This window comes from Pseudomonas putida, assembly GCA_041879295.1.
In the GTDB taxonomy this organism is placed as follows: domain Bacteria; phylum Pseudomonadota; class Gammaproteobacteria; order Pseudomonadales; family Pseudomonadaceae; genus Aquipseudomonas; species Aquipseudomonas putida_Y.
Genome location: CP047152.1, coordinates 5,275,359 through 5,300,326 on the forward strand (window position 1 = coordinate 5,275,359; position 24,968 = coordinate 5,300,326).

General features: G+C 62.9%; 20 protein-coding genes. 10 read left to right on the forward strand and 10 right to left on the reverse strand.

The features are described 5' to 3' along the window. Window positions 1–306: 306 nt before the first annotated feature. The 7 genes from GST84_24070 to yccS all read left to right on the forward strand — a co-directional run bounded on the left by GST84_24070 (window position 307) and on the right by yccS (window position 11,586). Window positions 307–2,109: an acyl-CoA dehydrogenase gene (locus GST84_24070; protein ID XGB15250.1), complete on the forward strand. Its 1,803-nt coding sequence runs from the start codon at window positions 307–309 to the stop codon at window positions 2,107–2,109. 31 nt (window positions 2,110–2,140) lie between these two features. After that, on the forward strand, window positions 2,141–3,583 hold the full coding sequence (locus tag GST84_24075) for a TldD/PmbA family protein (protein XGB15251.1): 1,443 nt from the start codon (window positions 2,141–2,143) through the stop codon (window positions 3,581–3,583). Further along, complete coding sequence (locus tag GST84_24080; protein ID XGB15252.1) at window positions 3,583–4,902, forward strand: TldD/PmbA family protein; 1,320 nt, start codon at window positions 3,583–3,585, stop codon at window positions 4,900–4,902. The genes GST84_24075 and GST84_24080 overlap by 1 nt, the downstream gene beginning before the upstream one ends. A gap of 107 nt (window positions 4,903–5,009) precedes the next feature. Further along, window positions 5,010–6,437, forward strand: a complete 1,428-nt coding sequence (locus GST84_24085; protein ID XGB15253.1) for a DHA2 family efflux MFS transporter permease subunit — start codon at window positions 5,010–5,012, stop codon at window positions 6,435–6,437. Window positions 6,438–6,501: 64 nt separating this feature from the next. After that, window positions 6,502–7,887, forward strand: coding sequence for an ATP-dependent RNA helicase DbpA (gene dbpA, locus GST84_24090; protein ID XGB15254.1), 1,386 nt, complete (start codon window positions 6,502–6,504; stop codon window positions 7,885–7,887). A 122-nt stretch (window positions 7,888–8,009) separates the two neighbouring features. Beyond that, a complete protein-coding gene (locus GST84_24095; protein ID XGB15255.1) occupies window positions 8,010–9,191 on the forward strand; it encodes an aminoacetone oxidase family FAD-binding enzyme in 1,182 nt (393 codons plus the stop codon). A 211-nt stretch (window positions 9,192–9,402) separates the two neighbouring features. Next, window positions 9,403–11,586: a TIGR01666 family membrane protein gene (gene yccS / locus GST84_24100; GenBank protein ID XGB15256.1), complete on the forward strand. Its 2,184-nt coding sequence runs from the start codon at window positions 9,403–9,405 to the stop codon at window positions 11,584–11,586. A 30-nt stretch (window positions 11,587–11,616) separates the two neighbouring features. Here yccS and GST84_24105 read toward each other — a convergent pair whose 3' ends face one another. Beyond that, window positions 11,617–12,354 carry a transporter substrate-binding domain-containing protein gene (locus tag GST84_24105; protein XGB15257.1) on the reverse strand — a complete coding sequence of 246 codons (738 nt, stop codon included), beginning with the start codon at window positions 12,352–12,354 and terminating at the stop codon, window positions 11,617–11,619. Window positions 12,355–12,508: 154 nt separating this feature from the next. Between GST84_24105 and GST84_24110 the strand changes: the two genes are divergently transcribed. Next, a complete protein-coding gene (locus GST84_24110; protein ID XGB15258.1) occupies window positions 12,509–12,961 on the forward strand; it encodes a GNAT family N-acetyltransferase in 453 nt (150 codons plus the stop codon). A 33-nt stretch (window positions 12,962–12,994) separates the two neighbouring features. Here the strand turns inward: GST84_24110 and GST84_24115 are convergent, their stop codons facing one another. The 9 genes from GST84_24115 to tkt all read right to left on the reverse strand — a co-directional run bounded on the left by GST84_24115 (window position 12,995) and on the right by tkt (window position 22,392). Beyond that, window positions 12,995–13,291, reverse strand: coding sequence for a helix-turn-helix domain-containing protein (locus tag GST84_24115; GenBank protein ID XGB15259.1), 297 nt, complete (start codon window positions 13,289–13,291; stop codon window positions 12,995–12,997). A 12-nt stretch (window positions 13,292–13,303) separates the two neighbouring features. Continuing rightward, window positions 13,304–13,804 carry a DUF45 domain-containing protein gene (locus GST84_24120; GenBank protein XGB15260.1) on the reverse strand — a complete coding sequence of 167 codons (501 nt, stop codon included), beginning with the start codon at window positions 13,802–13,804 and terminating at the stop codon, window positions 13,304–13,306. A gap of 39 nt (window positions 13,805–13,843) precedes the next feature. Beyond that, window positions 13,844–15,970, reverse strand: coding sequence for an EAL domain-containing protein (locus GST84_24125; GenBank protein XGB15261.1), 2,127 nt, complete (start codon window positions 15,968–15,970; stop codon window positions 13,844–13,846). A 211-nt stretch (window positions 15,971–16,181) separates the two neighbouring features. Further along, complete coding sequence (gene fba, locus GST84_24130; protein ID XGB15262.1) at window positions 16,182–17,246, reverse strand: fructose-bisphosphate aldolase class II; 1,065 nt, start codon at window positions 17,244–17,246, stop codon at window positions 16,182–16,184. Window positions 17,247–17,346: 100 nt separating this feature from the next. Further along, window positions 17,347–17,676, reverse strand: coding sequence for a hypothetical protein (locus tag GST84_24135; protein ID XGB15263.1), 330 nt, complete (start codon window positions 17,674–17,676; stop codon window positions 17,347–17,349). A gap of 78 nt (window positions 17,677–17,754) precedes the next feature. Continuing rightward, window positions 17,755–18,006: a hypothetical protein gene (locus tag GST84_24140; GenBank protein XGB15264.1), complete on the reverse strand. Its 252-nt coding sequence runs from the start codon at window positions 18,004–18,006 to the stop codon at window positions 17,755–17,757. After that, complete coding sequence (gene pgk / locus GST84_24145; protein ID XGB15265.1) at window positions 18,006–19,169, reverse strand: phosphoglycerate kinase; 1,164 nt, start codon at window positions 19,167–19,169, stop codon at window positions 18,006–18,008. The genes GST84_24140 and pgk overlap by 1 nt, the downstream gene beginning before the upstream one ends. A gap of 12 nt (window positions 19,170–19,181) precedes the next feature. After that, entirely contained in the window at window positions 19,182–20,243 is a 1,062-nt protein-coding gene (gene epd / locus GST84_24150) for an erythrose-4-phosphate dehydrogenase (GenBank protein XGB15266.1), read from the reverse strand. Between the two features lie 151 nt (window positions 20,244–20,394). Continuing rightward, window positions 20,395–22,392 carry a transketolase gene (gene tkt, locus GST84_24155; protein ID XGB15267.1) on the reverse strand — a complete coding sequence of 666 codons (1,998 nt, stop codon included), beginning with the start codon at window positions 22,390–22,392 and terminating at the stop codon, window positions 20,395–20,397. Between the two features lie 251 nt (window positions 22,393–22,643). On the opposite strand from tkt, the gene GST84_24160 reads away from it, so the two are divergent. Together GST84_24160 and GST84_24165 are read left to right on the forward strand one after the other, a co-directional pair. Further along, on the forward strand, window positions 22,644–23,636 hold the full coding sequence (locus GST84_24160; GenBank protein XGB15268.1) for a metalloregulator ArsR/SmtB family transcription factor: 993 nt from the start codon (window positions 22,644–22,646) through the stop codon (window positions 23,634–23,636). A gap of 18 nt (window positions 23,637–23,654) precedes the next feature. Next, complete coding sequence (locus tag GST84_24165; GenBank protein XGB15269.1) at window positions 23,655–24,845, forward strand: methionine adenosyltransferase; 1,191 nt, start codon at window positions 23,655–23,657, stop codon at window positions 24,843–24,845. Window positions 24,846–24,968: the final 123 nt, after the last annotated feature.

The following is a 24,968-nucleotide window of genomic DNA, read 5'->3' on the forward strand; positions in this document are numbered from 1 at the left end:
GCCAGTAACGCCCGTGACAGGCGCGCGCGACCGTTTTGTTTGTTCGGCGCAATATCGCGACATGCCCCAAAGCGCCCGCGCCCAATCCCCCCAGAAATAACCGGCCCGAAACAAACGTAGGAGCGAGCGCAGCTCGCGATGCGCCGCGCGGGCGGCGCTCGGTCTCCCAGACGACGCACCTCTAACGCCATCCCCTTAAAGCCATGGCGCTCGCCCTTTCTAAAACAATATCACTCACACCTATTAACCTGTCCCCTCCCGCACCAGGCCCCTACACTCGCAGCATCCCGCCTCAGGACCGCCACCATGCCCGAGACCTTGCTCAGCCCCCGCAACCTCGCCTTCGAGCTCTACGAAGTCCTCGACGCCGAAGCCCTGACCCAACGCCCGCGCTTCGCCGAACACAGCCGTGAAACCTTCGATGCGGCACTGACCACCGCGCGTACCGTCGCCGAGAAGTATTTCGCCCCGCACAACCGCAAGGCCGACGAAAACGAACCACGCTATGTGGATGGCCGCGCCGAACTGATTCCCGAAGTAAAACCCGCCGTCGACGCCTTCCTCGAAGCCGGCTTCCTCAACGCCAACCGGGACTTCGAGGTTGGTGGCATGCAGCTGCCCAGCCTGGTCTCGCAAGCCTGCTTCGCCCACTTCCAGGCCGCCAACGCGGGCACCACAGCCTACCCATTCCTGACCATGGGCGCGGCCAACCTGATCGAGAGCTTCGGCTCCGATGAACAGAAGCGCCTGTTCCTGCAACCGATGATCGAGGGCCGCTACTTCGGCACCATGGCGCTGACCGAACCCCACGCCGGCTCTTCGCTGGCCGACATCCGCACCCGTGCTGAACCAGCAGACGACGGCAGCTACCGACTCAAAGGCAACAAGATCTTCATTTCCGGCGGCGACCACGAACTGTCGGAAAACATCGTGCACATGGTGCTGGCCAAGCTTCCGGACGCCCCGCCCGGGGTTAAGGGCATCTCGCTGTTCATCGTGCCCAAGTACCACGTAAACCCGGACGGCAGCCGTGGCCCGCGCAACGATGTGCTGCTGGCCGGGCTGTTCCACAAAATGGGCTGGCGCGGCACCACCTCCACAGCCCTGAACTTCGGCGACAATGGCCAGTGCGTCGGGTACCTGGTCGGCCAGCCGCACCAAGGCCTGGCCTGCATGTTCCAGATGATGAACGAAGCACGTATCGGCGTTGGCATGGGGGCGGTCATGCTCGGTTACGCCGGCTACCTGTATTCGCTGGAGTACGCCCGCCAGCGACCGCAAGGCCGGCTGCCGGACAGCAAAGACCCGCTCAGCCCGGCAGTACCGATCATTGCGCACACCGATGTGAAACGAATGCTGCTGGCACAAAAGGCTTATGTAGAAGGCGCCTTCGACCTGGGCCTGTACGCAGCGCGCCTGTTCGACGATACCCAGACCGCCGACGACGAAACGTCGCGCAACCAAGCGCAGGCGCTGCTCGACCTGCTGACCCCGATCGTCAAATCCTGGCCTTCGACGTTCTGCCTCAAGGCCAATGAACTGGCGATCCAGGTTCTCGGCGGCCACGGCTACACCCGCGAATACCCGGTCGAGCAGTACTACCGCGACAACCGCCTGAATCCGATCCACGAAGGTACCGAAGGTATTCAGTCGCTCGATTTGCTCGGCCGCAAGCTGGCGCAGAACAATGGTGCCGGCCTCAAGCAACTGATCCGCCTGATCGCCACCACCGGCGAGCGCGCCAGCCATCACCCCAACCTGGACCTGCTGCGCCAGCCGCTGGAGCAGTTGGTCAACCGCCTGCAAGGCGTAACCCTGGCCCTGCTCGGCGATCTGGCCCAAGGCAAAGTCGCTGGTGCCTTGGCCAACTCTGCCTTGTACCTCAAGGCCTTCGGCCACTGCGTGATCGGCTGGCGCTGGCTTGAGCAGGCGGTTCACGCCGAGCTTGGCCTGCTCAAGGCAAGCGCTGCTGATCGCGACTTCTACCTCGGCAAGCTGCAAGCCGCACGTTATTTCCTGACCTGGGAAGTACCGGGCTGCCATAATGAGCTGGCATTGCTCGAGGCACACGACGATACCTGCCTCGCCATGCAAGACGGGTGGTTCTAGGGGGAGCCACCGTGTACACGGAGGCATCCGCATGTTCGATTCCAGCGCCCTGCTGCGCCAGCGCTTTGCCGCGCTGCGCAGTACGGCCGAGTTGTTTTCCCTGCGCCATGTAAAACAGTCGCACCAGGCGCTTTCAGTTCGCCGCAACGTCGCCGAACCACCCTTCTTCAGCCAGGATGAGGGCGCCATGCTCACCGTGCGGGTCAATGGCGTGGAGGCCTACGCTGCCACCGCCGACCTGTCCCAGGCTGGCCTGCAGCGCGCCCTTGAGCAAGCCGAGGCGCTGGCGCGGCAGATCGCCCGGCACAGCCTGCTGGACCTGCGCGAACAAGCGGTGACCAGCGCACGCCACGACCATGTCTCGCCCAACTTCGACCAACCCGTACCCAGCCTCGCCGACTGCCTTGGCCTGCTCGCCGATGAATCGGCCAGCGTGCCCAGGGACAGCCGCCTTGTGGACTGGCAGGCCAGCCTGGGGCTGAGCCTGGTCGAGCAAACCTACCTCAACTCGGCCGGCGCCGAGCTGCGCCACGCCCAGCGCTTCCTGTTCCCGGGCCTTGGCGTAACTGCCAGCGATGGCCAGGACAGCCAGAGCCGCAGCCTGGGCCGCGACAACTTCGGCCAACAGGGTGGTTTCGAGATCATCGAGCGCTGTGGCCTGGTCGGCGCGGCCAGCCGGGTGGCCGACGAAGCGCTGCAACTGTTGCTGGCACCGAACACCCCCAGCGGCCCGCGTGACCTGCTGTTGATGCCGGACCAGATGATGCTGCAGATTCACGAATCCATCGGCCACCCGCTGGAGATGGACCGCATTCTCGGCGACGAGCGCAACTACGCCGGCACCAGCTTCGTCAAAGCCAGCGACTTCGGCCACCTGCAGTACGGCTCCAGCCTGCTGAACGTGACCTTCGACCCGACCATTGGCGAAGAGCTGGCCAGCTACAGTCATGACGACGACGGCACCCCGGCCAGCAAAGCATTCCTGATACGCGACGGCCTGCTGCTGCGCCCGCTGGGTGGCGCGCTGTCTCAGTTCCGCTCTGGCCTGGACGGCGTGGCCAACAGCCGTGCCTGCGGCTGGAACCGCGCGCCGATCGACCGCATGGCCAACCTCAACATCGAGCCTGGTGAGCAAAGCCTGCCGCAACTGATCCAGGGCATCGAGCACGGCATCCTGATGCGTACCAACCGTTCCTGGTCCATCGACGATGCGCGCAACAAGTTCCAGTTCGGCTGCGAATGGGGCCAGTTGATTGAAAATGGCGAGCTCAAGGGTATCGTCAAGAACCCCAACTACCGCGGCATCTCCGCGCAGTTCTGGCGAAACCTGTCAGCGGTTGGCGACCACAGTACCTTCCAGGTGCTGGGCACGCCCAACTGTGGCAAGGGCGAACCCAATCAGGTGGTGCGGGTCGGCCACGCCTCGCCGGCCTGTGTGTTCCGCCAGATCGATGTATTCGGAGGAGACGCCTGATGAAGTACGCTTTCGAAAACCTGGTCGGGGATGTGCACGCCGCCCTTCAGGCGGGCGAGCAGTTCACCCTCGGTTACAGTGCCGAGCAATCGCAGTTCGTGCGTTTCAACCATGCCAAGGTGCGCCAGGCCGGCGAAGTCAGCCAGGCCAGCGCGCAGCTGCGGCTGGTGCGCGATGGGCGCCAGGCGGAACAGCAGGTAACCTTGAGTGGCGACGCACAACTGGATCGCCAGCGCCTGAATGTTGCGCTCGAGCAGTTGCGTCAGACCTTGCCGCTGCTGGCCCTCGACCCTTATCTGCGCCTGGACGAAAATGCCTGGCACAGCCATAGCCTGCAGGAACACCCCCTGCCCGCACTGAGCGAAGTACTGGATCTGCTCGAGCGTGAAGCAGGCGACCTGGACCTGGTCGGCATCCATGCCGCCGGCCCGGTCTGCCGGGGTTTCGCCAGCTCGTTCGGCGCCTTCGGCTGGCACCAGGCCAACAGTTTCAACGTCGACTGGAGCCTGTTCCACGCTAATGGCCAGGCGGTGAAGGCCAACTATGCCGGCCAGGCCTGGAGTGCCGACGACTTCACCGCGCGCCTGCGCCAAGCACGAGAGCAGTTGGGTTTCCTCGGTCGCCCGGCAGTTACCCTCAAGCCCGGCACCTACCGCGCCTACCTTGCACCTGCGGCCATGGACGAAGTCGCCGGCATGCTGTGCTGGGGCGGCTTTTCCGCGCAAGCCCTGGCCACTGGCAACAGCGCTCTGCAGCGCCTGTACAACGGCGATGCACGGCTTAGCCCGCTGGTGAGTTTTACCGAGCAGGTAAGTGGCTCACTTAGCCCGGCATTTTCCGATGAAGGTGCGCCGCGCCTGGATGTGCCGCTGATCCAGCAAGGCGAAGCCCGGCAGCGGTTGATCAGTGCGCGCAGTGCGGCCGAGTTCGAACTGCAGGCCAATGGCGCCGACGGCTATGAGTCGCCCTGTGCGCTCAGCCTGGCGCCGGGCAATCTGGCCAGTGCGCAGATCCTTGAGCGGCTGGGCACCGGCCTGTACATCAGCAACCTGTGGTACCTGAACTACTCGGACCTGCCAGCGGCGCGCATGACCGGGCTGACCCGCTTCGCCACCTTCTGGGTAGAAGACGGGCAGATCCAGGGGCCGGTGAGTACCATGCGCTTCGATGACAGCCTGTACAGCTTGCTGGGCAGCCAGCTTGAGGACCTGACCCAGGAGCGCGAGATGATCCTGTCCACAAGTACTTATGGGCAGCGCAGTACTGGGTCGAGTCATTTGCCCGGGGCGCTGGTCAAAGGCCTGACCCTGACATTGTAATAGGCATTGATGGCCCTATCGCGGGCAAGCCCGCTCCTACAGGGGGCGCCAAACCCTTGCAGAAGCGGGTACCCGCGAAGAGGCTGGCACTGACAAACGAGGAAGTCATGCCCGAACGCACCCCGCTGGACCCCGTCACCGCCCGCTGGATCCCTTGGGTGGTGGCCATCGCTTTTTTCATGCAGTCCCTGGACGGCACCATCCTCAACACTGCGCTGCCAGCCATGGCCCGCTCGTTGGCCGAAGACCCATTGCGCATGCAGGGTGTGATCATTGCCTACATGCTCACCGTGGCCCTGCTGATCCCTGCCTCCGGCTGGATCGCCGACCGTTTCGGCACCAAGCGCATCTTCTTCAGTGCCATCTTGCTTTTCAGCTTTGGTTCGCTGCTGTGCGCCGTAGCCAACAGCCTTGGTTTCCTGATCTTCGCCCGCGTAGTGCAGGGCCTGGGCGGTGCACTGATGCTGCCGGTCGGGCGGCTGGTGGTGCTGCGCGCCTACCCCCGCAGCGAGCTGGTGCGGATCATGAGCTTCATCACCATCCCCGGCCTGCTCGGGCCATTGCTGGGTCCAACGGTCGGTGGCTGGCTGGTGGAAATCCTCAGCTGGCACTGGATCTTTCTGCTCAACCTGCCAGTCGGCCTGCTTGGCTGCATTGCCGTGTGGAAGTTCATCCCGGACTTGCGCGGCGCCGAGCGCACCACCTTCGACGGCCCTGGTTTCCTGCTGTTTGGCGCAGCGATGGTACTGATCACCATTGCAATGGAAGGCCTGGGCGAGCTGCACCTGCCGCACTTGCGGGTAATGTTGCTGCTGTTCGCCGGCATGGCCTGCCTGGCCGCGTACTGGCTGCGAGCCGGGCGCGACCCGGAGCCGCTGTTCTCGCCCAGCCTGTTCCGCGTGCGCACCTTCGCCATCGGCATCCTCGGCAACCTGTTCGCCCGCTTGGGCAGCGGCGCTCTGCCCTTCCTGGTGCCGTTGCTGCTGCAGGTCGCGCTGGGCTACTCGCCCGCCCAGGCAGGCATGAGCATGATCCCGCTGGCGGTGGCGGCCATGCTGGCCAAGTCCATTGCCCGACCGCTGATCGAACGGTTCGGATATCGCATCATTCTGACCGGTAATACCTTGCTGCTGGGCATCCTGCTGGCAAGCCTGGGCCTGGTGGACGAGCAGACGCCCTATTGGCTGCTGTTGGTGCAACTTGGCCTTCTGGGTGCCGTGAACTCCATGCAGTTCACGGCGATGAACACAGTGACGCTCATCGATCTCGACGATGCCAGCGCCAGCAGCGGTAACAGCCTGCTGTCGGTGGTCGCGCAACTGTCGCTGAGCCTGGGCGTGGCTTGCGCCGGCGCACTGTTGGGCGGTTTTACTGCGGCAGGCAGCGCCGAGGGCGTGGAAACCACCCTGGGCGCGTTCCAGCTGACCTTCGTCACCATCGGTGTAATGGCCATGCTGGCGGCGGCGATTTTCCTGCAACTGGCGCCGACGGACGGAAGGCGTGCCCGTCGTCCGGAACAACACATGGAGTCGTAGGGCGAATGGCCACGAGGCTGGTAGACTGTGCGGCATTTTTCGCTTCGCAACGCAGGCCCGCCTCGTGACCACCGAATCCACCGCCTTTGCTACCTTGCCGCTGTCCACTGCCATGCTGGCCAACCTGGACGCCCTCGGCTATGCCTCGATGACGCCTATCCAGGCCCAGAGCCTGCCTGTCATCCTCAAAGGCCAGGACCTGATCGCCCAGGCCAAGACCGGTAGCGGCAAGACCGCCGCCTTCGGCATCGGCCTGCTCAACCCGATCAACCCGCGCTACTTCGGCTGCCAGGCGTTGGTGCTCTGCCCTACCCGCGAGCTCGCCGACCAGGTGGCCAAGGAGCTGCGCCGCCTGGCCCGCGCCGAGGACAACATCAAGATCCTGACCCTGTGCGGCGGTGTTTCGCTTGGCCCACAGATCGCGTCGCTGGAGCACGGCGCACACATCATCGTCGGCACTCCAGGGCGCATCCAGCAGCACCTGGACAAAGGCACCCTTGTACTGGACGGGTTGAACACCCTGGTACTGGACGAAGCCGACCGCATGCTCGACATGGGCTTCTTCGACGCCATCGCCAGCATCATCGGCAAGACCCCGTCGCGCCGTCAGACCCTGCTGTTCTCTGCCACCTACCCGGCCGGCATCAAGCAACTGGCCGCCGACTTCATGCGCAACCCGCAGCAGGTCAAGGTCGAGAGCCTGCACGCCGACAACCAGATCGAGCAGCGTTTCATCGAGATTGACCCGCAACAACGTCTGGAAGCAGTCACCCGCGTGCTCGGCCACTACCGCCCGCAGTCGTGCGTAGCGTTCTGCTTCACCAAGCAGCAATGCGAGGACGTGGTTGCCCACCTGACCGCCAAGGGCATCGTCGCACAGGCCCTGCACGGCGACCTGGAGCAGCGCGACCGTGACCAGGTGCTGACCATGTTCGCCAACCGCAGCAGCTCGGTGCTGGTGGCTACCGACGTGGCCGCCCGCGGTCTGGACATCGATGGCCTGGACATGGTCATCAACGTGGAACTGGCACGTGATGCGGAAATCCACGTGCACCGCGTGGGCCGCACCGGCCGCGCCGGCGAGAAAGGCATTGCGGTCAGCCTGGTGGCACCGGCCGAAGGCCACCGCGCCCAGGCCATCGAAGCGCTGCAGAAGAGCCCGCTGCGCTGGGACCAGCTGGACAGCCTGAAAAACAAGGGCGGCGAGCCCCTGCTGCCAGTGATGACCACGCTGTGCATTGCCGCTGGCCGCAAGGACAAGCTGCGCCCTGGCGACATCCTGGGTGCCTTGACCGGTGATGCCGGCATCCCGGGCAAGCAGGTGGGCAAGATTGCCATCTTCGACTTTCAGGCGTTTGTGGCCGTGGAGCGGGCGCTGGCCAAGCAGGCCATGCAGCGGCTGAACAGCGGCAAGATCAAGGGCCGCGCCCTGAAAGTCCGCATTATCTAAATGCCAGGCAAATCCCCTGTAGAAGCGGTTTTACCCACGAATGCGGCAGTGAATGCACCATCGCATTCGCGGGTGAACCCGCTCCCACAGGGTTCAGCATTTCAACTCTGAAGGTTCATACAGTGCACTCCACCGACGTGATCATCCTTGGCGCCGGCGCCGCCGGCCTGATGTGCGCCCAGCACAGTGCCCGTCGCGGCCGCCGGGTGCTGCTGCTCGACCACGCCAACAAGCCAGGCAAGAAGATCCTCATGTCCGGCGGCGGGCGCTGCAACTTCACCAACATGTACACCGAGCCGGCCAACTTCCTTTCGCACAACGCACACTTCTGCAAGTCGGCGCTGGCTCGCTACACCCAATGGGACTTCATCGAACTGGTCTGCAAGCACGGCGTGGCCTACCACGAGAAGAAACTCGGGCAACTGTTCTGCGACAACAAGGCCAGCGACATCCTCGACATGCTGCTGGCCGAGTGTGACGAGGCCGGCGCCGAGATCCGCATGCACACCAGCATCGAACAGATCGAGAAGACCGAAAGCGGCTATCTGTTGCAGACCAGCAGCGGCCAGTTCGCCTGCCAGTCGCTGGTCATCGCCACCGGCGGCCTGTCGATCCCGACCCTGGGCGCCACCGGTTTCGGCTACCAGGTGGCCCGCCAGTTCGGCCACACCCTGCTGCCAACCCGCGCCGGGCTGGTGCCATTCACCATCACCGAGCCCCAACTCAAGGCGATGTGCACCGAATTGTCTGGCACCTCGCTGGACTGCACCGCCAGTTGCAACGGCACCAGTTTCCGCGAAAACCTGCTGTTCACGCACCGCGGCCTGAGCGGTCCGGCGATCTTGCAGATCTCGTCATTCTGGGAAGCCGGTGACACGGTCGAGATCAACCTGTTGCCCGACCGCGATGCGCTGACCTGGCTGCAACAGATGCAGGCCGAGCGCGCCAACGCCGAACTGAAGACCGTGCTGGGCGAGGTCTTCACTCGCAAGCTGGCCAACCTGCTGGCCGAGCAGTGGTTCGAGTCCAGACCGATGAAGCAGTACACCCCGGCAGAACTGGCACAAATCGCCGAAAAGCTGGCGAACTGGCAAGTTGTGCCGGCCGGCACCGAAGGCTACCGCACCGCCGAAGTGACCCTGGGCGGCGTGGATACCCGCGAGGTGTCGTCCAAGACCATGGAATCGCTGAAAAGCCCCGGTTTGTACTTCATCGGTGAAGTGCTGGATGTCACCGGCCACCTGGGCGGTTTCAACTTCCAGTGGGCCTGGGCATCAGCGAACGCCGCAGCGCAGTTCGTGTAGGGTAGAATCCTTTCAGCAGCACGGAACGCTTCTTGCTGGCCCGTGTTTGGAGCCGTTATTGGGGCCGCTTCGCGCCCCTTCGCGGGCACGCCCGCTCCCACAGGGTTCTTTGTAGAACGTGTGGGAGCGGGCGTGCCCGCGAAGGGGCGCGAAGCGGCCCCAATAACCGGCCCTGAAAGGTATTCTTCTGATCACCGCCTGGCAGGCCATCATGTCATCGAGCTCGTTCCGTCAGTCACTGCGTCGCCTGTGGGGCCAAGACAAGTTCAGCTACAGCATCCGGGTCACCATTGCCCTCACCGGCAGTCTGGCCCTGTGCTGGTACCAGAACGAGATGGCCCTGCTGATTCCACTGTTCCTCGGCATCATCGCCAGCGCCCTGGCCGAAACCGACGACAGCTGGCAGGGCCGCCTCAGCGCCCTGGCCGTTACCCTGGTTTGTTTCGCCATCGCTGCACTGGCGGTCGAGTTGCTGTTCCCTTACCCCTGGATCTTCGTCATTGCCCTGGCCCTGGCCGCCTTTGGCCTGACCATGCTCGGAGCGCTGGGCGAGCGCTACGGCGCCATCGCTTCGGCCACCTTGATCACTGCGGTCTACACCATGATCGGCGTGGACCAGCGCGGCGGCCAGGTCACCGACTTCTGGCACGAACCGCTGCTGCTGGTGGCAGGTGCGGCCTGGTACGGGCTGTTGTCGGTGCTGTGGCAGGCGCTGTTTTCCAACCAGCCGGTACAACAGAGCCTGGCCAAACTGTTCTTCGAGCTGGGCAGCTACCTCAAGCTCAAGGCCAGCCTGTTCGAACCGGTCCGCACGCTCGACGTCGAGGCCCGGCGCCTGGAACTGGCCCAGCAGAACGGCAAGGTGGTGGCAGCGCTGAACGCCGCCAAGGAAATCATCCTGCACCGGGTGGGCAACAGCCAACCAAACTCGAAGGTAAGCCGCTACCTCAAGCTGTACTTCCTGGCCCAGGACATCCACGAGCGTGTCAGTGCCTCGCACTACCCCTACAACGCTCTGACCGAGGCGTTTTTCCACAGTGACGTCATGTTCCGCTGCCAGCGCCTGCTGCGTAAGCAAGGCTCATCGTGCCAGGAGCTGGCCCGCTCGATCCGCCTGCGCCAACCGTTCGTGCTGGCCAGCGGTTATCCTGAAGCCCTCGAGGACCTCAACGCTTCGCTCGAACACCTGCGCATTCAGAGCAACCCGGCCTGGCGCAGCCTGCTGCGCTCGCTGCGGGCGCTGGCTGCCAACCTGGCAACGCTGGACCGCCTGCTCAGTGCCGCCAGCAACCCGGACAGCCTGGCCGATGCCAGCGACAGCAGCCTGCTCGACCGCTCGCCACGCTCGCTGAAGGACGTATGGACGCGCCTGCGGACCCAGCTCACACCGACCTCGCTGTTGTTCCGGCATGCCTTGCGCCTGCCGCTGGCGCTGTCGATCGGCTATGGCATGGTGCACCTGATTCACCCGACCCAGGGCTACTGGATCATCCTCACCACGCTGTTCGTGTGCCAGCCCAACTACGGGGCCACCCGGCGCAAGCTGGTGCAGCGAATCTTCGGCACTGCCGTTGGCCTGACAGTGGGCTGGGCCTTGTTCGATCTGTTCCCTAACCCGGTCATCCAGTCGTTGTTCGCCGTGGTTGCCGGGGTGGTGTTCTTCGTCAACCGCACGACCCGCTACACCCTGGCCACTGCCGCGATCACCCTGATGGTGCTGTTCTGCTTCAACCAGATCGGCGATGGCTACGGCCTGTTCCTGCCACGCCTGTTCGATACTCTGGTGGGCAGCCTGATTGCCATCCTCGCGGTATTCCTGTTCCTGCCTGACTGGCAGGGCCGACGGCTGAACAAGGCGCTGGCCAATACCCTGGCCTGCGCCAGCGTCTACCTGCGCCAGATCATGCAGCAGTATGCCCACGGCAAGCGCGACGACCTGGCCTATCGCCTGGCCCGGCGCAATGCCCACAACGCTGACGCGGCGCTGTCCACCACCTTGGCCAACATGCTGATGGAGCCGGGGCATTTCCGTAAGGAAGCCGACGTTGGCTTTCGCTTCCTGGTGCTGTCGCACACCCTGCTCAGCTACCTCTCGGGGTTAGGCGCGCACCGCGACACGGCGTTGCCGGCGGAGGTACAGGAGCAGTTGATCGAAGGCGCCGGGCAAAGCCTGGCCAACAGCCTGGACGAGATTGCCAACGGCTTGGCTGCACGGCTGCCGGTGGCGATTCACAGTGATACCGAAGAGGCGCTGGCCAATGCCCTGGAGCAGATGCCGGAAGATCTGGATGAGCATCAGCGGTTGGTGCAGACGCAGTTGGCATTGATATGCCGCCAGCTAGGGCCATTGCGGACCCTGGCGGCACACCTGATCAAAGAAGGTGCCCCGGCCTGATAGTTTTATTGCCTGTGCTGGCCGCTGCGCTCAAAAACCATACTGACGCAGCAGCCGGGCATAGCTGCCATCCGCCTTCATCGCCGCAATCGCCTGCTCAAAGCGCTGTACGATCCGCCTATGCTCCGGGTGCTTCAGGCTGACCAGAATATGCAGGGTGTTCTCCCCTAGCGGCGGCTCCACCAGCATCACTCCATCACGTACTTCCTGCGGCTCACGTTGCAGGTTGTAGCGGGCCACGTACTCGTCTTCCACCGCCAGGCTTACCCGCCCCGCCGCCAACATGCGTACCGCAGAAGAAAAGTTGCGCACCGGCACCTTGTGCAGACGGGGATCCCCGTCGAATTCCGGTGAATAGGCGTAATCGCGCACTACAGCAATGCTGTAGGGATAAAGGTCAGACTGCTGCTTGTAGCTAAACGTCTCGCCCTTGCGTTGCAGCAGCCGAATTCGATTACTGAGGTAGGCGTTGGAGAACTGCCCGATATTGGCGCGCGCATCGTTGTACCAGGCATTGATCAGCACGTCGTAGCGCCCTTCACCTACCCCCAGCAACGCACGCGCCCACGGCACCTCTTCATAGCCGCTGGCGTAGCCGGCACGGGCTAGCGCCGTAGTAACGATGGAGGTCGCAAGGCCGCCGCCCGGCATCTTGGCATCGGTGAACGGTGGCCAGTTGTCAGCCACCAGCCGTAGCTTGTCGCGACCCAGGGCGGGTGTTGCCAGCATCGTTGCCAGCAATCCCAGAACACAAAGCAGTGGCCGCATGCTCACGTCCTTTCGCATATGGAGGGCAACACTGGCAGTGAGATTACACAAAGCTGTTACCGAGGGCAGCGGCCAATAGTGTCATTTAGCCTCTATTTTGGCCGAAGCACATGCAGCATGCGATGATCCAGCCCCATCCAAGGAGTTCGTGCCAATGTCAATCGACTGGCTCTGCAAGCACCACACCGCCCTCGGCAAGGAGCAGCTCTATGCCATTTTGCAATTACGCACTGAGGTATTCGTGGTGGAGCAGCGCCACGCCTATCAGGAAGTCGATGGTCAGGACCTGACCGGCGATACCTTGCACCTTATGGCCTGGCAGGAAGACAAGCTGGTGGCCTACCTGCGCCTACTGGATCCGCAATCACAAGGAGGGGATGTGGTGATCGGACGCGTGGTGACATCACCGCAAGCGCGAGGTTTGAAGCTCGAGGAAAGCTTGCTGCTCAAAGGGCTGGAGGCGGCGGAGCACTGTTGGCCGGGAGTGCCGGTGTATCTGTCGGCTCAGGCGCATTTGCAGGATTTTTATGCCCGCCATGGGTTTGCGGTGGTGAGCGGGGAGTCTCTGGTGGACGGCATCGCGACTATCGGAATGCGAAAGGGTTGAGGCCGCCCCCACGGACCGCGCCAGCTTTTCAAATCAGGGGTAGCCCAGCACTTCGCGGATCTGCCGCAAGTGTTGGATGATCCACTGCTTGTCGATCGCCCCCCAGTCATGAATGCGGTAATGCCCGGCGTGGTTGCGTGCGCCTTCCTGCTGTTCGAACTCGCAGACGATGTCCAGGTCGGCCAGCGCGGCGATAGTGTCCTGGGCTGTGCGACGGGGCATGCCGGTGGCCTCCATCAGGGCGGGCACGCTGGTCGCGGTCTGGCTGTCGATCAGCCAGGCCACGTACAGGCGGCGGTAGAAGCTGCTCTTGGTCTTGCTTACTTCCATGCTGCATGTTCCTTAGAGGTTGCCCGGCAGCTCCCGGTAGGTCAGGTAGACGCGCAGGTCGAATTCCAGTTGGTGATAGTCCGGCTCCATGTGCTGGCAGAGCTGGTAGAACGCCTTGTTGTGATCTCGCTCGCGCAGATGCGCCAACTCGTGCACCACGATCATGCGCAAGAACTGTGGCGCGGCCTCCTTGAACAGCGAGGCAATGCGGATTTCCTTCTTCGCCTTGAGCTTGCCGCCCTGCACCCGCGATACCGCCGTGTTCAAGCCCAGGGCCCGATGCGTCAGGTCGAGGCGGCTGTCGAACAGCACCTTGTCCAGGTTTGGCGCACTTCGCAGGTACTGTTGGCGTAGATCCTGGGCATAGCCATACAGCGCCTTGTCGCTTTGCACGTCATGGCGGTCAGGGTAACGGCGCTGCAGGTATTCACCCAGGCGGTCGCTGTCGATCATCTGCCGCACCTGCGCCTGCAGGTGCGGGGGATAGGCTTGCAAGTAACGTAATACGGTCATGGCGCTGTATTCGGCGTAACGAATGCCGATTCTAGCCAATCACGGCCCTGGCCAGGAGAAAATTGCCGGGAAGCCGCTAGCGTCAGCTGCAGTCATCGGATAAGCCACCAGGAAGCCCTGAACGTATTCGCAGCCATTGGCCTTGAGCCAGGCTGCCTGTGCCGGGGTCTCCACGCCCTCGGCGATCACCGTGATACGGTAGTCGGCACACAGGCCGATCACGCTGCGAACCAAAGCAGCATCTACCGCCGAATCGGGCAGCCGTGCCACCAGATGACGGTCGAGTTTGAGGGTATCGATAGGCAGATCGCGCAGCATGCGCAACGAACAGTCCCCCGCACCGAAGTCATCCAGAGCCACCCTCACGCCCAGGTCACGCAAGCGGTGTATCTGCTTGACGGCCGCATCGATGTTATACATAAGCGAGGTTTCCGCCACTTCCACTTCCAACTGCGTCGGGACAAGCTGGTAAAGCTGGATGACCCGTTGCAGCTCTTCGACCAACCCAGGCATGACGAACTGCGCGCGGCTCAGGCTGATGCCGAGCACAAGGTCCGCCGGAAACCGGTCATACCAGGCCTGCCGCTGTGCGGCCCCCTGGCGGTAGATCCAGCTGGCCAGGCGGTTGATCAGGCGCGCTTCTTCCAGCAATGGGATGAACAGCCCCGGCGGTACATCGCCAACGCTGGGGTGCTGCCAGCGCAGCAAGGCCTCGAAACCACGCAGGCGACCATCGTGGAAAGCTACCTGTGGCTGGTACACCAAGGTAAAGTCCTGCTGCTCGATGGCCATACGCACGCTGTCCTCGAGCATCAGCCGCGAGCGCGCCCGTCCATTGAGTTCCTGGTCGTAGAAGCGGTATTGCTGACGCCCAGCCTGCTTGGCTGCGTACATCGCTGTATCGGCCGAACGCAGCAGGCCTTCGACATTGGCGCCGCAGTCAGGGTAGGTGGCAATACCGATGCTGACCCCAAGGCACACATCGAGCCCGTCTACCTCATGGCTGATGGAAACACGCTCGAGCAACCGTTCGGCATAACGCCCGGCCTGCTCCGGGTAGGGCAAGCTGTCGAACAGTGCAGTGAACTCGTCGCCGCCCATGCGCGCCAGCAAGGCCTCGCTGCCCAGGCAGTCCTTGAGCTGCTCGGCCACCCAGCGTAACACCCGGTCGCCAGCGTCGTGGCCGAGCGAGTCGTTGATGCGCTTGAAGCCATCCAGGTCCATGTACATCAGCGCCTGCGCCTTGCCCGAGCGCTCGTTGCGCAACAGAGCACCTTCAGCAGCCTGGTAGAAACCACGGCGGTTGAGCAGGCCGGTGAGCGGGTCAGTAATGGCCTGATATTCCAGTTGCTGGTGCAAGTCATGCACCACCGACATATCCAGCACGGTCACCACCATGGCCTGCTGGTCGGCCGGCAACGGCGCACAGGACAGCGCCACTGGCACAGCTTCCCCCCCATGGATACGCAGTTGGGCATCGTGTACGCGGAAGATCCGTCGCCCTTGGTAGGCCTTGTAGAAGTCCGAATCGCGCCACAGGCTGGCACTGCCCAACTGCACAACGTCGAGCAACTGGGTGCCCTGCAGTTGTTGCACCGGTGCCGCCAGCAAACGGGAAATGGCCGGATTGGCAAAACTGATGATGCCATGGGCATCAACCACCAGAATGCCTTCGGCGGCATTTTCCAGGATGGACGCATTGAATGCCCTGGCCGCCTCCAGCTCGCGACTCAGTTGCTGCAGCATGCGCCGGTTGCGCTGCTGGTCGAGCAAAGCCTGGACCTTGGGCTTGAGAATTTGCGGGTCGAACGGTTTGAACATGTAGTCCACGGCGCCGCTGGCATAGCCTTTGAGCACGGCCGCTTCGGACTGTTCGTTGGCGGTGAGGAAAATGATCGGAGTCAGTCGGGTACGCTGATTGCCGCGCATCAGCCGGGCGACTTCAAAGCCGTCCATTTCCGGCATCTGTACATCCATCAACACCAGGTCGACTTCGTACTCAAGCAACGCGCTCAAGGCTTCAATCCCAGAGCTAGCCGTCAATACTTGCCAATCCTGCCGGGCCAACAAGGCCCGCATGCTGATGAGGTTCTCGGGGTAGTCGTCTACTACCAGAAGAACTGAGCTGCCATCCAGTGGCTGTTGTTGAAGGTAAGCGCCATCCATGCTGCTTCTCTGTTATGTGACCGACTTCAAAATACGGTTGGATCCATTAGTACTCTAGACCTGAGGCTGCAACACGCAATGCAATCAGAACGCTATCAGTGGCTAAACTGTACGTTAGCCGACTAACGGTCGATCCGCCGACATTACGTGCAGGCTTTCATCGCCCATAAAAAACCCGCATCGCTGCGGGTTTTTCAGTGTTACCTGTCGATCAGTTGACCTTGGCGGCCAGCTCACCTTTCAGATAGCGCTGGTACATACCTTCCAGAGAGACCGGCTTGATCTTCGAGGCATTGCCAGCGGTGCCGAAAGCTTCGTAACGGGCGATGCACACGTCGCGCATGGCCTTGATGGTTTCACCGAAGAACTTGCGCGGGTCGAACTCGCTCGGGTTCTGCGCCATCAGACGGCGCATGGCACCGGTAGACGCCAGACGCAGGTCGGTATCGATGTTGACCTTGCGCACACCATGCTTGATGCCTTCAACGATTTCTTCGACCGGTACACCGTAGGTTTCTTTGATGTCGCCGCCGTACTGGTTGATGATCGCCAGCCACTCTTGCGGTACCGAGGACGAACCGTGCATCACCAGGTGGGTGTTGGGAATGCGCTTGTGGATTTCCTTGATGCGATCGATGGCCAGCACGTCACCGGTTGGTGGCTTGGTGAACTTGTAGGCACCGTGGCTGGTACCGATGGCGATCGCCAGGGCGTCGACCTGGGTCTTCTTGACGAAGTCGGCGGCTTCTTCCGGGTCGGTCAGCATCTGGCTGTGATCCAGCACGCCTTCGGCGCCGATCCCGTCCTCTTCACCGGCCATGCCGGTTTCCAGCGAACCCAGGCAGCCCAGCTCGCCTTCAACCGAAACGCCGCAGGCGTGAGCCATGGCAACGGTCTGCTGGGTAACGCGGACGTTGTATTCGTAGTCGGTCGGGGTCTTGCCGTCTTCACCCAGCGAGCCGTCCATCATCACCGAGCTGAAGCCCAGCTGGATCGAGCGCTGGCAGACGTCAGGGCTGGTACCGTGGTCCTGGTGCATGCACACCGGAATGTGCGGGAACTCTTCGATGGCAGCCAGGATCAGGTGGCGCAGAAACGGGGCACCGGCGTATTTGCGGGCACCGGCCGAGGCCTGGACGATCACCGGAGAGTCGGTCTTGTCGGCCGCTTCCATGATGGCGCGCATCTGCTCGAGGTTGTTGACGTTGAAAGCTGGAACGCCGTAGCCGAACTCGGCGGCGTGGTCCAGCATCTGGCGCATGCTAATGAGTGCCATTGTGTATCTCTCTCCCGACAAGCGTCGTTTGTTTCGTGCAAGCCTGCCGCAGGGGCGGTTGCTGTTCAAGTAGTGTGGGCCACCCTCGCGGCCCGGCCAGTCACGGTGCCTTGCAACCCCGCCCAATCAGATCGTTGGTTGCCACCCAGTACACCAGGCCTTCTTCGCCCTTGGTGTGGAAGGCCAGCATGCCATCGCTGTAAAGCGCACCCGAAGCACCCGGTTCAGCCTTGAGCCGATAGACCTGATCACCGCCGCCAAGGCGTACATCAACCTGGTCGCGTTGGGCATCGGCAAAGCGCCAAAGCACCTCAACCTGAGTGTCGCAGACCCAACGGGTCCAGTTGTCTGCCGGGGCGGGTTGCGCCGGCTGCAGCAGTGAGCATCCTGCCAGTGTCGCCAAGGCCGACACGGCCAAAAGCGCTTTCATTCAGTTTCCTCGATTTGAGGCTGCTGTGCAGCCCTTCTTCAAGACCACAAATCAACCTTCAGGTTGCCTATTACCCGATCAAGGGCAACCCGGCGCCTTGCGCTGGTGGTCTTCGTCGTACTTTTCCAGGCCTTCCGGGCCCACGCGCTTGCTGATGACCGGCACAGTCTCGGCCTGCCATTCGGACTGGTAGCAACCGCCCTTGTGCGATCGCGCCGGGTCGGCATCCGAGGCCGGGCTGCCAGCACAAGCGCTCAGCAGACCGGCCAGCATCATCACAGGCAATTGCTTGACCACCAGGCCACTCCCTTTGCCAAGCGCCGACGTCATCAGGCTTTGGCCCGCTCTTCCAGGATTGCGACAGCTGGCAGGACCTTGCCCTCGACGAACTCGAGGAAGGCGCCACCACCGGTAGAAATGTAGGAGATTTCCTTGCTGACGCCATATTTGTCGATGGCTGCCAGGGTGTCACCGCCACCGGCGATGGAGAACGCGGCGCTTTCAGCGATGGCCTTGGCCAGTACCTTGGTGCCGTTGCCGAACTGATCGAATTCGAATACGCCCACCGGACCGTTCCACAGAATGGTTTTCGACGACTTCAGCAGCTCGGCGAAGTTGGCCGCGGTTTGCGGGCCGATATCCAGGATCATGTCGTCGGCAGCTACGTCGGCAATGGCTTTGACGGTAGCTTCGGCGCTCTCGGCGAACTCTTTGGCAACCACCACGTCGACTGGCAGCGGTACGCTGACCTTGGCGGCAATGGCCTTGGCGGTGTCGACCAGGTCAGGCTCGTACAGCGACTTGCCGACCGGGTGGCCAGCAGCGGCCAGGAAGGTGTTGGCAATACCGCCGCCAACGATCAACTGGTCGCAAACACTGCTCAGGCTGTTCAGCACGTCCAGCTTGGTGGATACCTTGGAGCCGGCAACGATTGCCGCCATTGGCTTGGCCGGGGCCTTCAGGGCCTTGCCCAGGGCATCCAGTTCGGCTGCCAGCAGCGGGCCGGCAGCGGCAACCTTGGCGAACTTGGCGACGCCATGGGTCGAACCTTCGGCGCGGTGTGCGGTGCCGAAAGCGTCCATGACGAATACGTCGCACAGCGCAGCGTATTTCTGCGCCAGCTCGTCGGCGTTCTTTTTCTCGCCCTTGTTGAAGCGCACGTTCTCGAACAGCACCAGATCACCGGCCTGTACCGCGACACCGTCCAGGTAGTCGGCAACCAGCGGCACGTCACGACCCAGGGCCTTGCTCAGGTAATCGGCGACCGGCTTGAGGCTGTTCTCGGCAGAAAATTCGCCTTCGGTCGGGCGGCCCAGGTGTGAGCAGACCATTACCGCTGCGCCCTTCTCCAGGGCCAGCTTGATGGTCGGCAGCGCTGCCAGGATACGTGCGTCGCTGGCTACCACACCGTCCTTCACAGGCACGTTGAGGTCTTCGCGGATCAGTACGCGCTTACCTTGCAGATCGAGGTCGGTCATCTTCAACACGGTCATGAATGCAGTCCTTCAGGGCTGTTTGTTGCGGGTTGGGTGAACGACGTGCAAAAAGTGTTCGGCAACGTCGAGCATACGGTTGGCAAAACCCCATTCGTTGTCGAACCAGGCCAGCAGGTTTACCAGGCGGGGGCCGGAAACACGAGTCTGGCTGGCATCGACGATCGCAGAATGCGGGTCGTGGTTGAAATCACAGCTGGCGTGCGGCAACTCGGTGTAGGCCAGCAAGCCTTTAAGCGGGCCGTCCAGCGCGGCCTCGCGCAGCACTCGGTTGACTTCGGCCGCAGTGGTGTCGCGGGCGGTCTGCAGAGTGATGTCCAGGCACGAGACGTTGACGGTCGGTACACGTACCGCTTTGGCCTGGATTCGCCCGGCAAGTTCCGGAAGCAGGCGCTCGATGCCACGCGCCAGGCCAGTGGACACGGGAATCACCGACTGGAAGGCCGAACGCGTGCGGCGCAGGTCTTCGTGGTGATAGGCATCGATCACCGGCTGGTCGTTCATCGCCGAGTGGATGGTGGTGATCTGCACATATTCGATGCCGAACGCCTGGTCCAGCACACGCAGCAGCGGCACACCGCAATTGGTGGTGCACGAAGCGTTGGACACCAGGCGCTCGCTGCCGGTAAGGCAGGCCTGGTTGATGCCGTAGACCACCGTGGCGTCAACGTCGGCCTCACTGGCCATGGGCTGCGAGAACAGCACCCTTGGCGCACCGGCGTCGAGAAAACGCTGGCCATCGGCACGGGTGTTATAGGCACCGGAACACTCCAGCACCAGGTCGATGCCCAACGCAGCCCAGTCAATGCCTTCGGGGGTGGCACTGCGCATAACCTTCACGCAGTCGCCATTGATATGCAGACAGTCGCCGTCGACCTTGACCTCGCCGGGAAAACGCCCGTGGGTGGAGTCGAAGCGTGTCAGGTATTCCAGGCTGGCCTGATCGGCCAGATCGTTCAGCGCGACGATCTCGAAACCGGCCTTTGCCCCCCGCTCGAACAGCGCGCGCAGGACACAGCGGCCGATACGGCCATAACCGTTGAGTGCAACTTTGTAGGGACGCAGGTGGGGCATTCGGGGCTCACGAGACAGTTCGTTTGTCGTCAGCCTGCGGAATTTGCGGTGTGGCATTCGCGGGCAAGCCCGCTCCCACAGGGTTTCATGCAACCTCTGTGGGAGCGGGCTTGCCCGCGAATGAAGGCGACACCGCCCGCAGATCTTTAAATCAGTCTTCCAGCAGCTCTTCGGCTGTACCGAGGATGTTCTCCAGGGTGAAACCGAACTCTTCGAACAGTGCCGAAGCCGGCGCCGACTCACCGTAAGTGGTCATGCCGATGATACGACCTTCCAGGCCAACGTACTTGTACCAGAAGTCGGCGTGGGCAGCTTCGATGGCGATGCGCGCACCGACTTCCAGCGGCAGCACGGACTGCTTGTAGGCAGCGTCCTGGGCATCGAACACGCTGGTGCACGGCATGGAAACCACACGCACCTTGCGGCCTTGCTCGGTCAGCTTGTCGAAGGCCTGAACAGCCAGGCCCACTTCGGAACCGGTGGCGATCAGGATCAGCTCCGGCTCGCCGGTGCAGTCCTTGAGCACATAGCCACCACGGCTGATGTCGGCGATCTGCTGGGCATCACGCGCCTGGTGCTGCAGGTTCTGACGCGAGAAGATAAGCGCCGAAGGGCCATCCTTGCGCTCCAGGGCGTTTTTCCAGGACACGGCGGATTCCACTGCGTCGGCCGGGCGCCAGGTGTCCAGGTTCGGCGTGCTGCGCAGGCTGGTCAGCTGCTCGATTGGCTGGTGAGTCGGGCCGTCTTCGCCCAGACCGATGGAGTCGTGGGTGTACACGTGAATCACGCGCTGCTTCATCAGGGCCGACATGCGCACGGCGTTGCGGGCGTATTCCATGAACATCAGGAAGGTCGCGCCGTAAGGCACCAGGCCACCGTGCAGGGCAACGCCGTTCATGATGGCGGTCATGCCGAACTCGCGCACGCCGTAGAACACGTAGTTGCCGCTGGCATCATTGGCTTCGACGCCCTTGCAACCTTTCCACAGGGTCAGGTTGGAGCCGGCCAGGTCCGCCGAACCACCGAGGAACTCCGGCAGCAGCGGGCCAAAGGCGTTCAGGGCGTTCTGGCTGGCCTTGCGGCTGGCGATGGTTTCGCCTTTGGCAGCCACTTCGTTGATGTAGGCCTGGGCCTTCTCGCTGAAGTCGGCCGGCAGCTCGCCGCTGTCACGGCGCTTGAACTCGGCAGCCAGCTCCGGGTAGGCCTTGGCGTAGGCGTCGAAACGCTGGTTCCACTCGGCTTCGGCCTTGGCGCCAGCGGCCTTGGCATCCCACTCGGCATAAATGTCGGCAGGGATTTCGAACGGGCCGTAGTTCCAGTTCAGTTCTTTACGGGCCAAGGCGATTTCGTCGTTGCCCAGCGGTGCACCGTGGCAATCTTCCTTGCCCTGCTTGTTCGGCGAGCCGAAACCAATGATGGTCTTGCAGCAGATCAGGGTCGGGCGATCGCTCTTGCGGGCGGTCTCGATGGCCATCTTGATTTCTTCGGCATCGTGGCCGTCGACGTTGCGGATCACCTGCCAGTTGTAGGCTTCGAAGCGCGCCGGGGTGTTGTCGGTGAACCAGCCGTGCACTTCGCCGTCGATGGAGATGCCATTGTCATCGTAGAAGGCGATCAGCTTGTTCAGGCCCAGAGTGCCTGCCAGCGAGGCGACTTCATGGGAGATGCCTTCCATCATGCAGCCATCGCCGAGGAACACATAGGTGTTGTGGTCGACGATGGTGTGGCCGTCACGGTTGAACTGGGCAGCCAGCACTTTTTCGGCCAGGGCGAAGCCCACGGCGTTGGCGATCCCTTGGCCGAGCGGGCCGGTGGTGGTTTCCACGCCTGGGGTGTAGCCGTATTCCGGGTGGCCCGGGGTGCGGCTGTGCAGTTGGCGGAAGCCTTTGATGTCATCGATGGTGACGTCGTAACCGGTCAGGTGCAGCAGCGAGTAGATCAGCATCGAACCGTGGCCGTTGGACAGCACGAAGCGGTCACGGTCGGCGAAGCTCGGGTTGCTCGGGTTGTGCTTCAGGTAGTCGCGCCAAAGCACTTCGGCGATATCCGCCATGCCCATGGGGGCACCTGGGTGGCCGCTGTTGGCCTTTTGCACGGCATCCATGCTGAGGGCACGAATGGCGTTGGCACGTTCACGACGGCTGGGCATCGCTGATCTCCTAGGGGGCTTGAAGAGGTGGTGTCACGAAAAAGGCGGCCATTTTCGCCCACTGGAGGCGCTTGGGGCAAACATTTAAGCGCCAAGCGCAAGCTTTAAGCTGCAAGTGAAGAAGCAGAGCACGGTTCGGACCGCTCCAAAGCCTGTTGCTTGAAGCTTTCGGCCTGCAGCTCATCGCCAATATCAAAACTTTTTGATATTGGCCTTGCTCGGGCATCAATGCCTGTCTAGACTGCCGCCCCATGAATCTCCGTGCGCAATCGATCCCCGAGCAACGCGAAACATTGGCCGCCCTGTGCAAAGCCAGTGGCGATGCGTTGCGCCTGAACGTATTGCGCGCCCTGGCCAACGACTCGTTCGGCGTGCTGGAACTGGCGCAGATCTTCGACATCGGCCAGTCGGGCATGAGCCACCACCTTAAGGTGCTGGCGCAGGCCGACCTCGTGGCAACCCGCCGCGAAGGCAACGCCATCTTCTACCGCCGTGCCCTGCCCGATGGCCTGCGCCTGGGTGGCCGGCTGCATGCTGCGCTGCTCGAAGAAGTCGACGACCTGGCCCTGCCGTCCGATGTGCAGGCGCGCATCGCCCAGGTGCAACTGCGCCGGGCAGCCACCAGCCAGGACTTCTTCCTGCGTGTGGAAGAGAAGTTCCGTGCCCAGCAAGACCTGATCGCCGGCCTTCCGCAGTACCGCGAAAGCCTGCTGGCGCTGCTCGACAAACTGCATTTCGACCCGGCTGCCAGTGCGCTGGAAGTCGGGCCTGGCGACGGTGGTTTCCTGCCCGACCTGGCCCGGCGCTTCGCCCAGGTCACCGCCCTGGACAACAGCCCTACCATGCTCGAGCTTGCGCGGCAGGTGTGCCAACGCGAAGGGCTCGACAACGTGAACCTGCAGTTGGCCGATGCACTGGGTGCAACGGATGTGGCCGCCGACTGCGTTGTGCTGAACATGGTGCTGCACCATTTCAGCGACCCGGCCCTGGCTTTGCGCCAGCTGGCCAAACGGGTAAAGGCAGGCGGCAGCCTGCTGGTCACCGAACTGTGCAGCCATGACCAGGGGTGGGCGCGCGAAGCCTGCGGCGACCTCTGGCTGGGCTTCGAACAGGACGACCTGGCGCGCTGGGCCAACGATGCCGGGCTGGCCCATGCGGACAGCCTGTACGTGGGCCTGCGTAACGGTTTCCAGATCCAGGTCCGCCATTTCCAGCGGACGGCTGGCGACATACACCATCGGTAAATTTCAGGAACCTTCGAGATGAGCGAATACTCCCTTTTCACCTCCGAGTCCGTGTCCGAAGGGCATCCGGACAAGATCGCCGACCAGATTTCGGACGCTGTCCTTGATGCCATCATCGCCCAGGACAAATACGCCCGCGTAGCCTGCGAAACCCTGGTCAAGACCGGTGTCGCCATCATCGCCGGCGAAGTCACTACGTCGGCCTGGGTCGACCTGGAAGACCTGGTGCGCAAAGTCATCATCGACATCGGCTACAACAGTTCCGACGTTGGCTTCGACGGCGCCACCTGCGCCGTGATGAACATCATCGGCAAACAGTCGGTAGACATCGCCCAGGGCGTGGACCGCTCCAAGCCGGAAGACCAGGGCGCCGGTGACCAGGGCCTGATGTTCGGCTATGCCAGCAACGAAACCGAAGTCCTGATGCCTGCACCGATCTGCTTCTCGCACCGTCTGGTAGAACGCCAGGCCGAGGCGCGCAAGTCCGGCCTGCTGCCATGGCTGCGCCCGGATGCCAAGTCGCAGGTCACCTGCCGCTATGAGAACGGCAAAGTGGTCGGTATCGACGCCGTGGTGCTGTCGACCCAGCACAACCCGGAGGTTTCGCAGAAAGACCTGCAAGAAGCCGTGATGGAGCTGATCGTCAAGCACACCCTGCCAGCCGAACTGCTGCACAAAGGCACCCAGTACCACATCAACCCGACCGGCAACTTCATCATCGGTGGCCCGGTGGGTGACTGCGGCCTGACCGGCCGCAAGATCATCGTCGACTCCTACGGCGGCATGGCCCGCCACGGTGGTGGCGCGTTCTCCGGCAAGGACCCGTCCAAGGTCGACCGTTCCGCCGCCTACGCCGGCCGCTACGTGGCCAAGAACATCGTCGCCGCCGGCCTGGCCGAGCGTTGCGAGATCCAGGTGTCGTACGCCATTGGTGTGGCCCAGCCAACGTCCATCTCGATCAACACCTTCGGCACCGGCAAGGTCTCCGACGACAAGATCATCCAGCTGGTGCGCGAGTGCTTCGACCTGCGTCCGTACGCCATCACCACCATGCTCGACCTGCTGCACCCGATGTATCAGGAAACCGCTGCCTACGGCCACTTCGGCCGCACCCCGCAGCAGAAGACTGTCGGCGACGACACCTTCACCACCTTCACCTGGGAGCGCACCGACCGCGCCCAGTCGCTGCGTGACGCTGCCGGCCTGTAAGCTTCCTGCAGCGCCAGACAAAAGCCCCTGCCGAGTGACCGGCAGGGGCTTTTTTGTGCCTGTCACGGCATTTTCATCGCCTGTGAGATCGACCGCCGCCCACGCGGCGCTGGTTTCTTGCCC

Coding starts and splice junctions, on each gene's coding strand:
- GST84_24070 (XGB15250.1), top strand. CDS start 307: ATGCCCGAGACCTTGCTCAGCCCCCGCAACCTCGCCTTCGAGCTCTAC.
- GST84_24075 (XGB15251.1), top strand. CDS start 2,141: ATGTTCGATTCCAGCGCCCTGCTGCGCCAGCGCTTTGCCGCGCTGCGC.
- GST84_24080 (XGB15252.1), top strand. CDS start 3,583: ATGAAGTACGCTTTCGAAAACCTGGTCGGGGATGTGCACGCCGCCCTT.
- GST84_24085 (XGB15253.1), top strand. CDS start 5,010: ATGCCCGAACGCACCCCGCTGGACCCCGTCACCGCCCGCTGGATCCCT.
- yccS (XGB15256.1), top strand. CDS start 9,403: ATGTCATCGAGCTCGTTCCGTCAGTCACTGCGTCGCCTGTGGGGCCAA.
- GST84_24105 (XGB15257.1), bottom strand. CDS start 12,354: ATGCGGCCACTGCTTTGTGTTCTGGGATTGCTGGCAACGATGCTGGCA.
- GST84_24110 (XGB15258.1), top strand. CDS start 12,509: ATGTCAATCGACTGGCTCTGCAAGCACCACACCGCCCTCGGCAAGGAG.
- GST84_24115 (XGB15259.1), bottom strand. CDS start 13,291: ATGGAAGTAAGCAAGACCAAGAGCAGCTTCTACCGCCGCCTGTACGTG.
- GST84_24120 (XGB15260.1), bottom strand. CDS start 13,804: ATGACCGTATTACGTTACTTGCAAGCCTATCCCCCGCACCTGCAGGCG.
- GST84_24125 (XGB15261.1), bottom strand. CDS start 15,970: ATGGATGGCGCTTACCTTCAACAACAGCCACTGGATGGCAGCTCAGTT.
- fba (XGB15262.1), bottom strand. CDS start 17,246: ATGGCACTCATTAGCATGCGCCAGATGCTGGACCACGCCGCCGAGTTC.
- GST84_24135 (XGB15263.1), bottom strand. CDS start 17,676: ATGAAAGCGCTTTTGGCCGTGTCGGCCTTGGCGACACTGGCAGGATGC.
- GST84_24140 (XGB15264.1), bottom strand. CDS start 18,006: ATGACGTCGGCGCTTGGCAAAGGGAGTGGCCTGGTGGTCAAGCAATTG.
- pgk (XGB15265.1), bottom strand. CDS start 19,169: ATGACCGTGTTGAAGATGACCGACCTCGATCTGCAAGGTAAGCGCGTA.
- epd (XGB15266.1), bottom strand. CDS start 20,243: ATGCCCCACCTGCGTCCCTACAAAGTTGCACTCAACGGTTATGGCCGT.
- tkt (XGB15267.1), bottom strand. CDS start 22,392: ATGCCCAGCCGTCGTGAACGTGCCAACGCCATTCGTGCCCTCAGCATG.
- GST84_24160 (XGB15268.1), top strand. CDS start 22,644: ATGAATCTCCGTGCGCAATCGATCCCCGAGCAACGCGAAACATTGGCC.
- GST84_24165 (XGB15269.1), top strand. CDS start 23,655: ATGAGCGAATACTCCCTTTTCACCTCCGAGTCCGTGTCCGAAGGGCAT.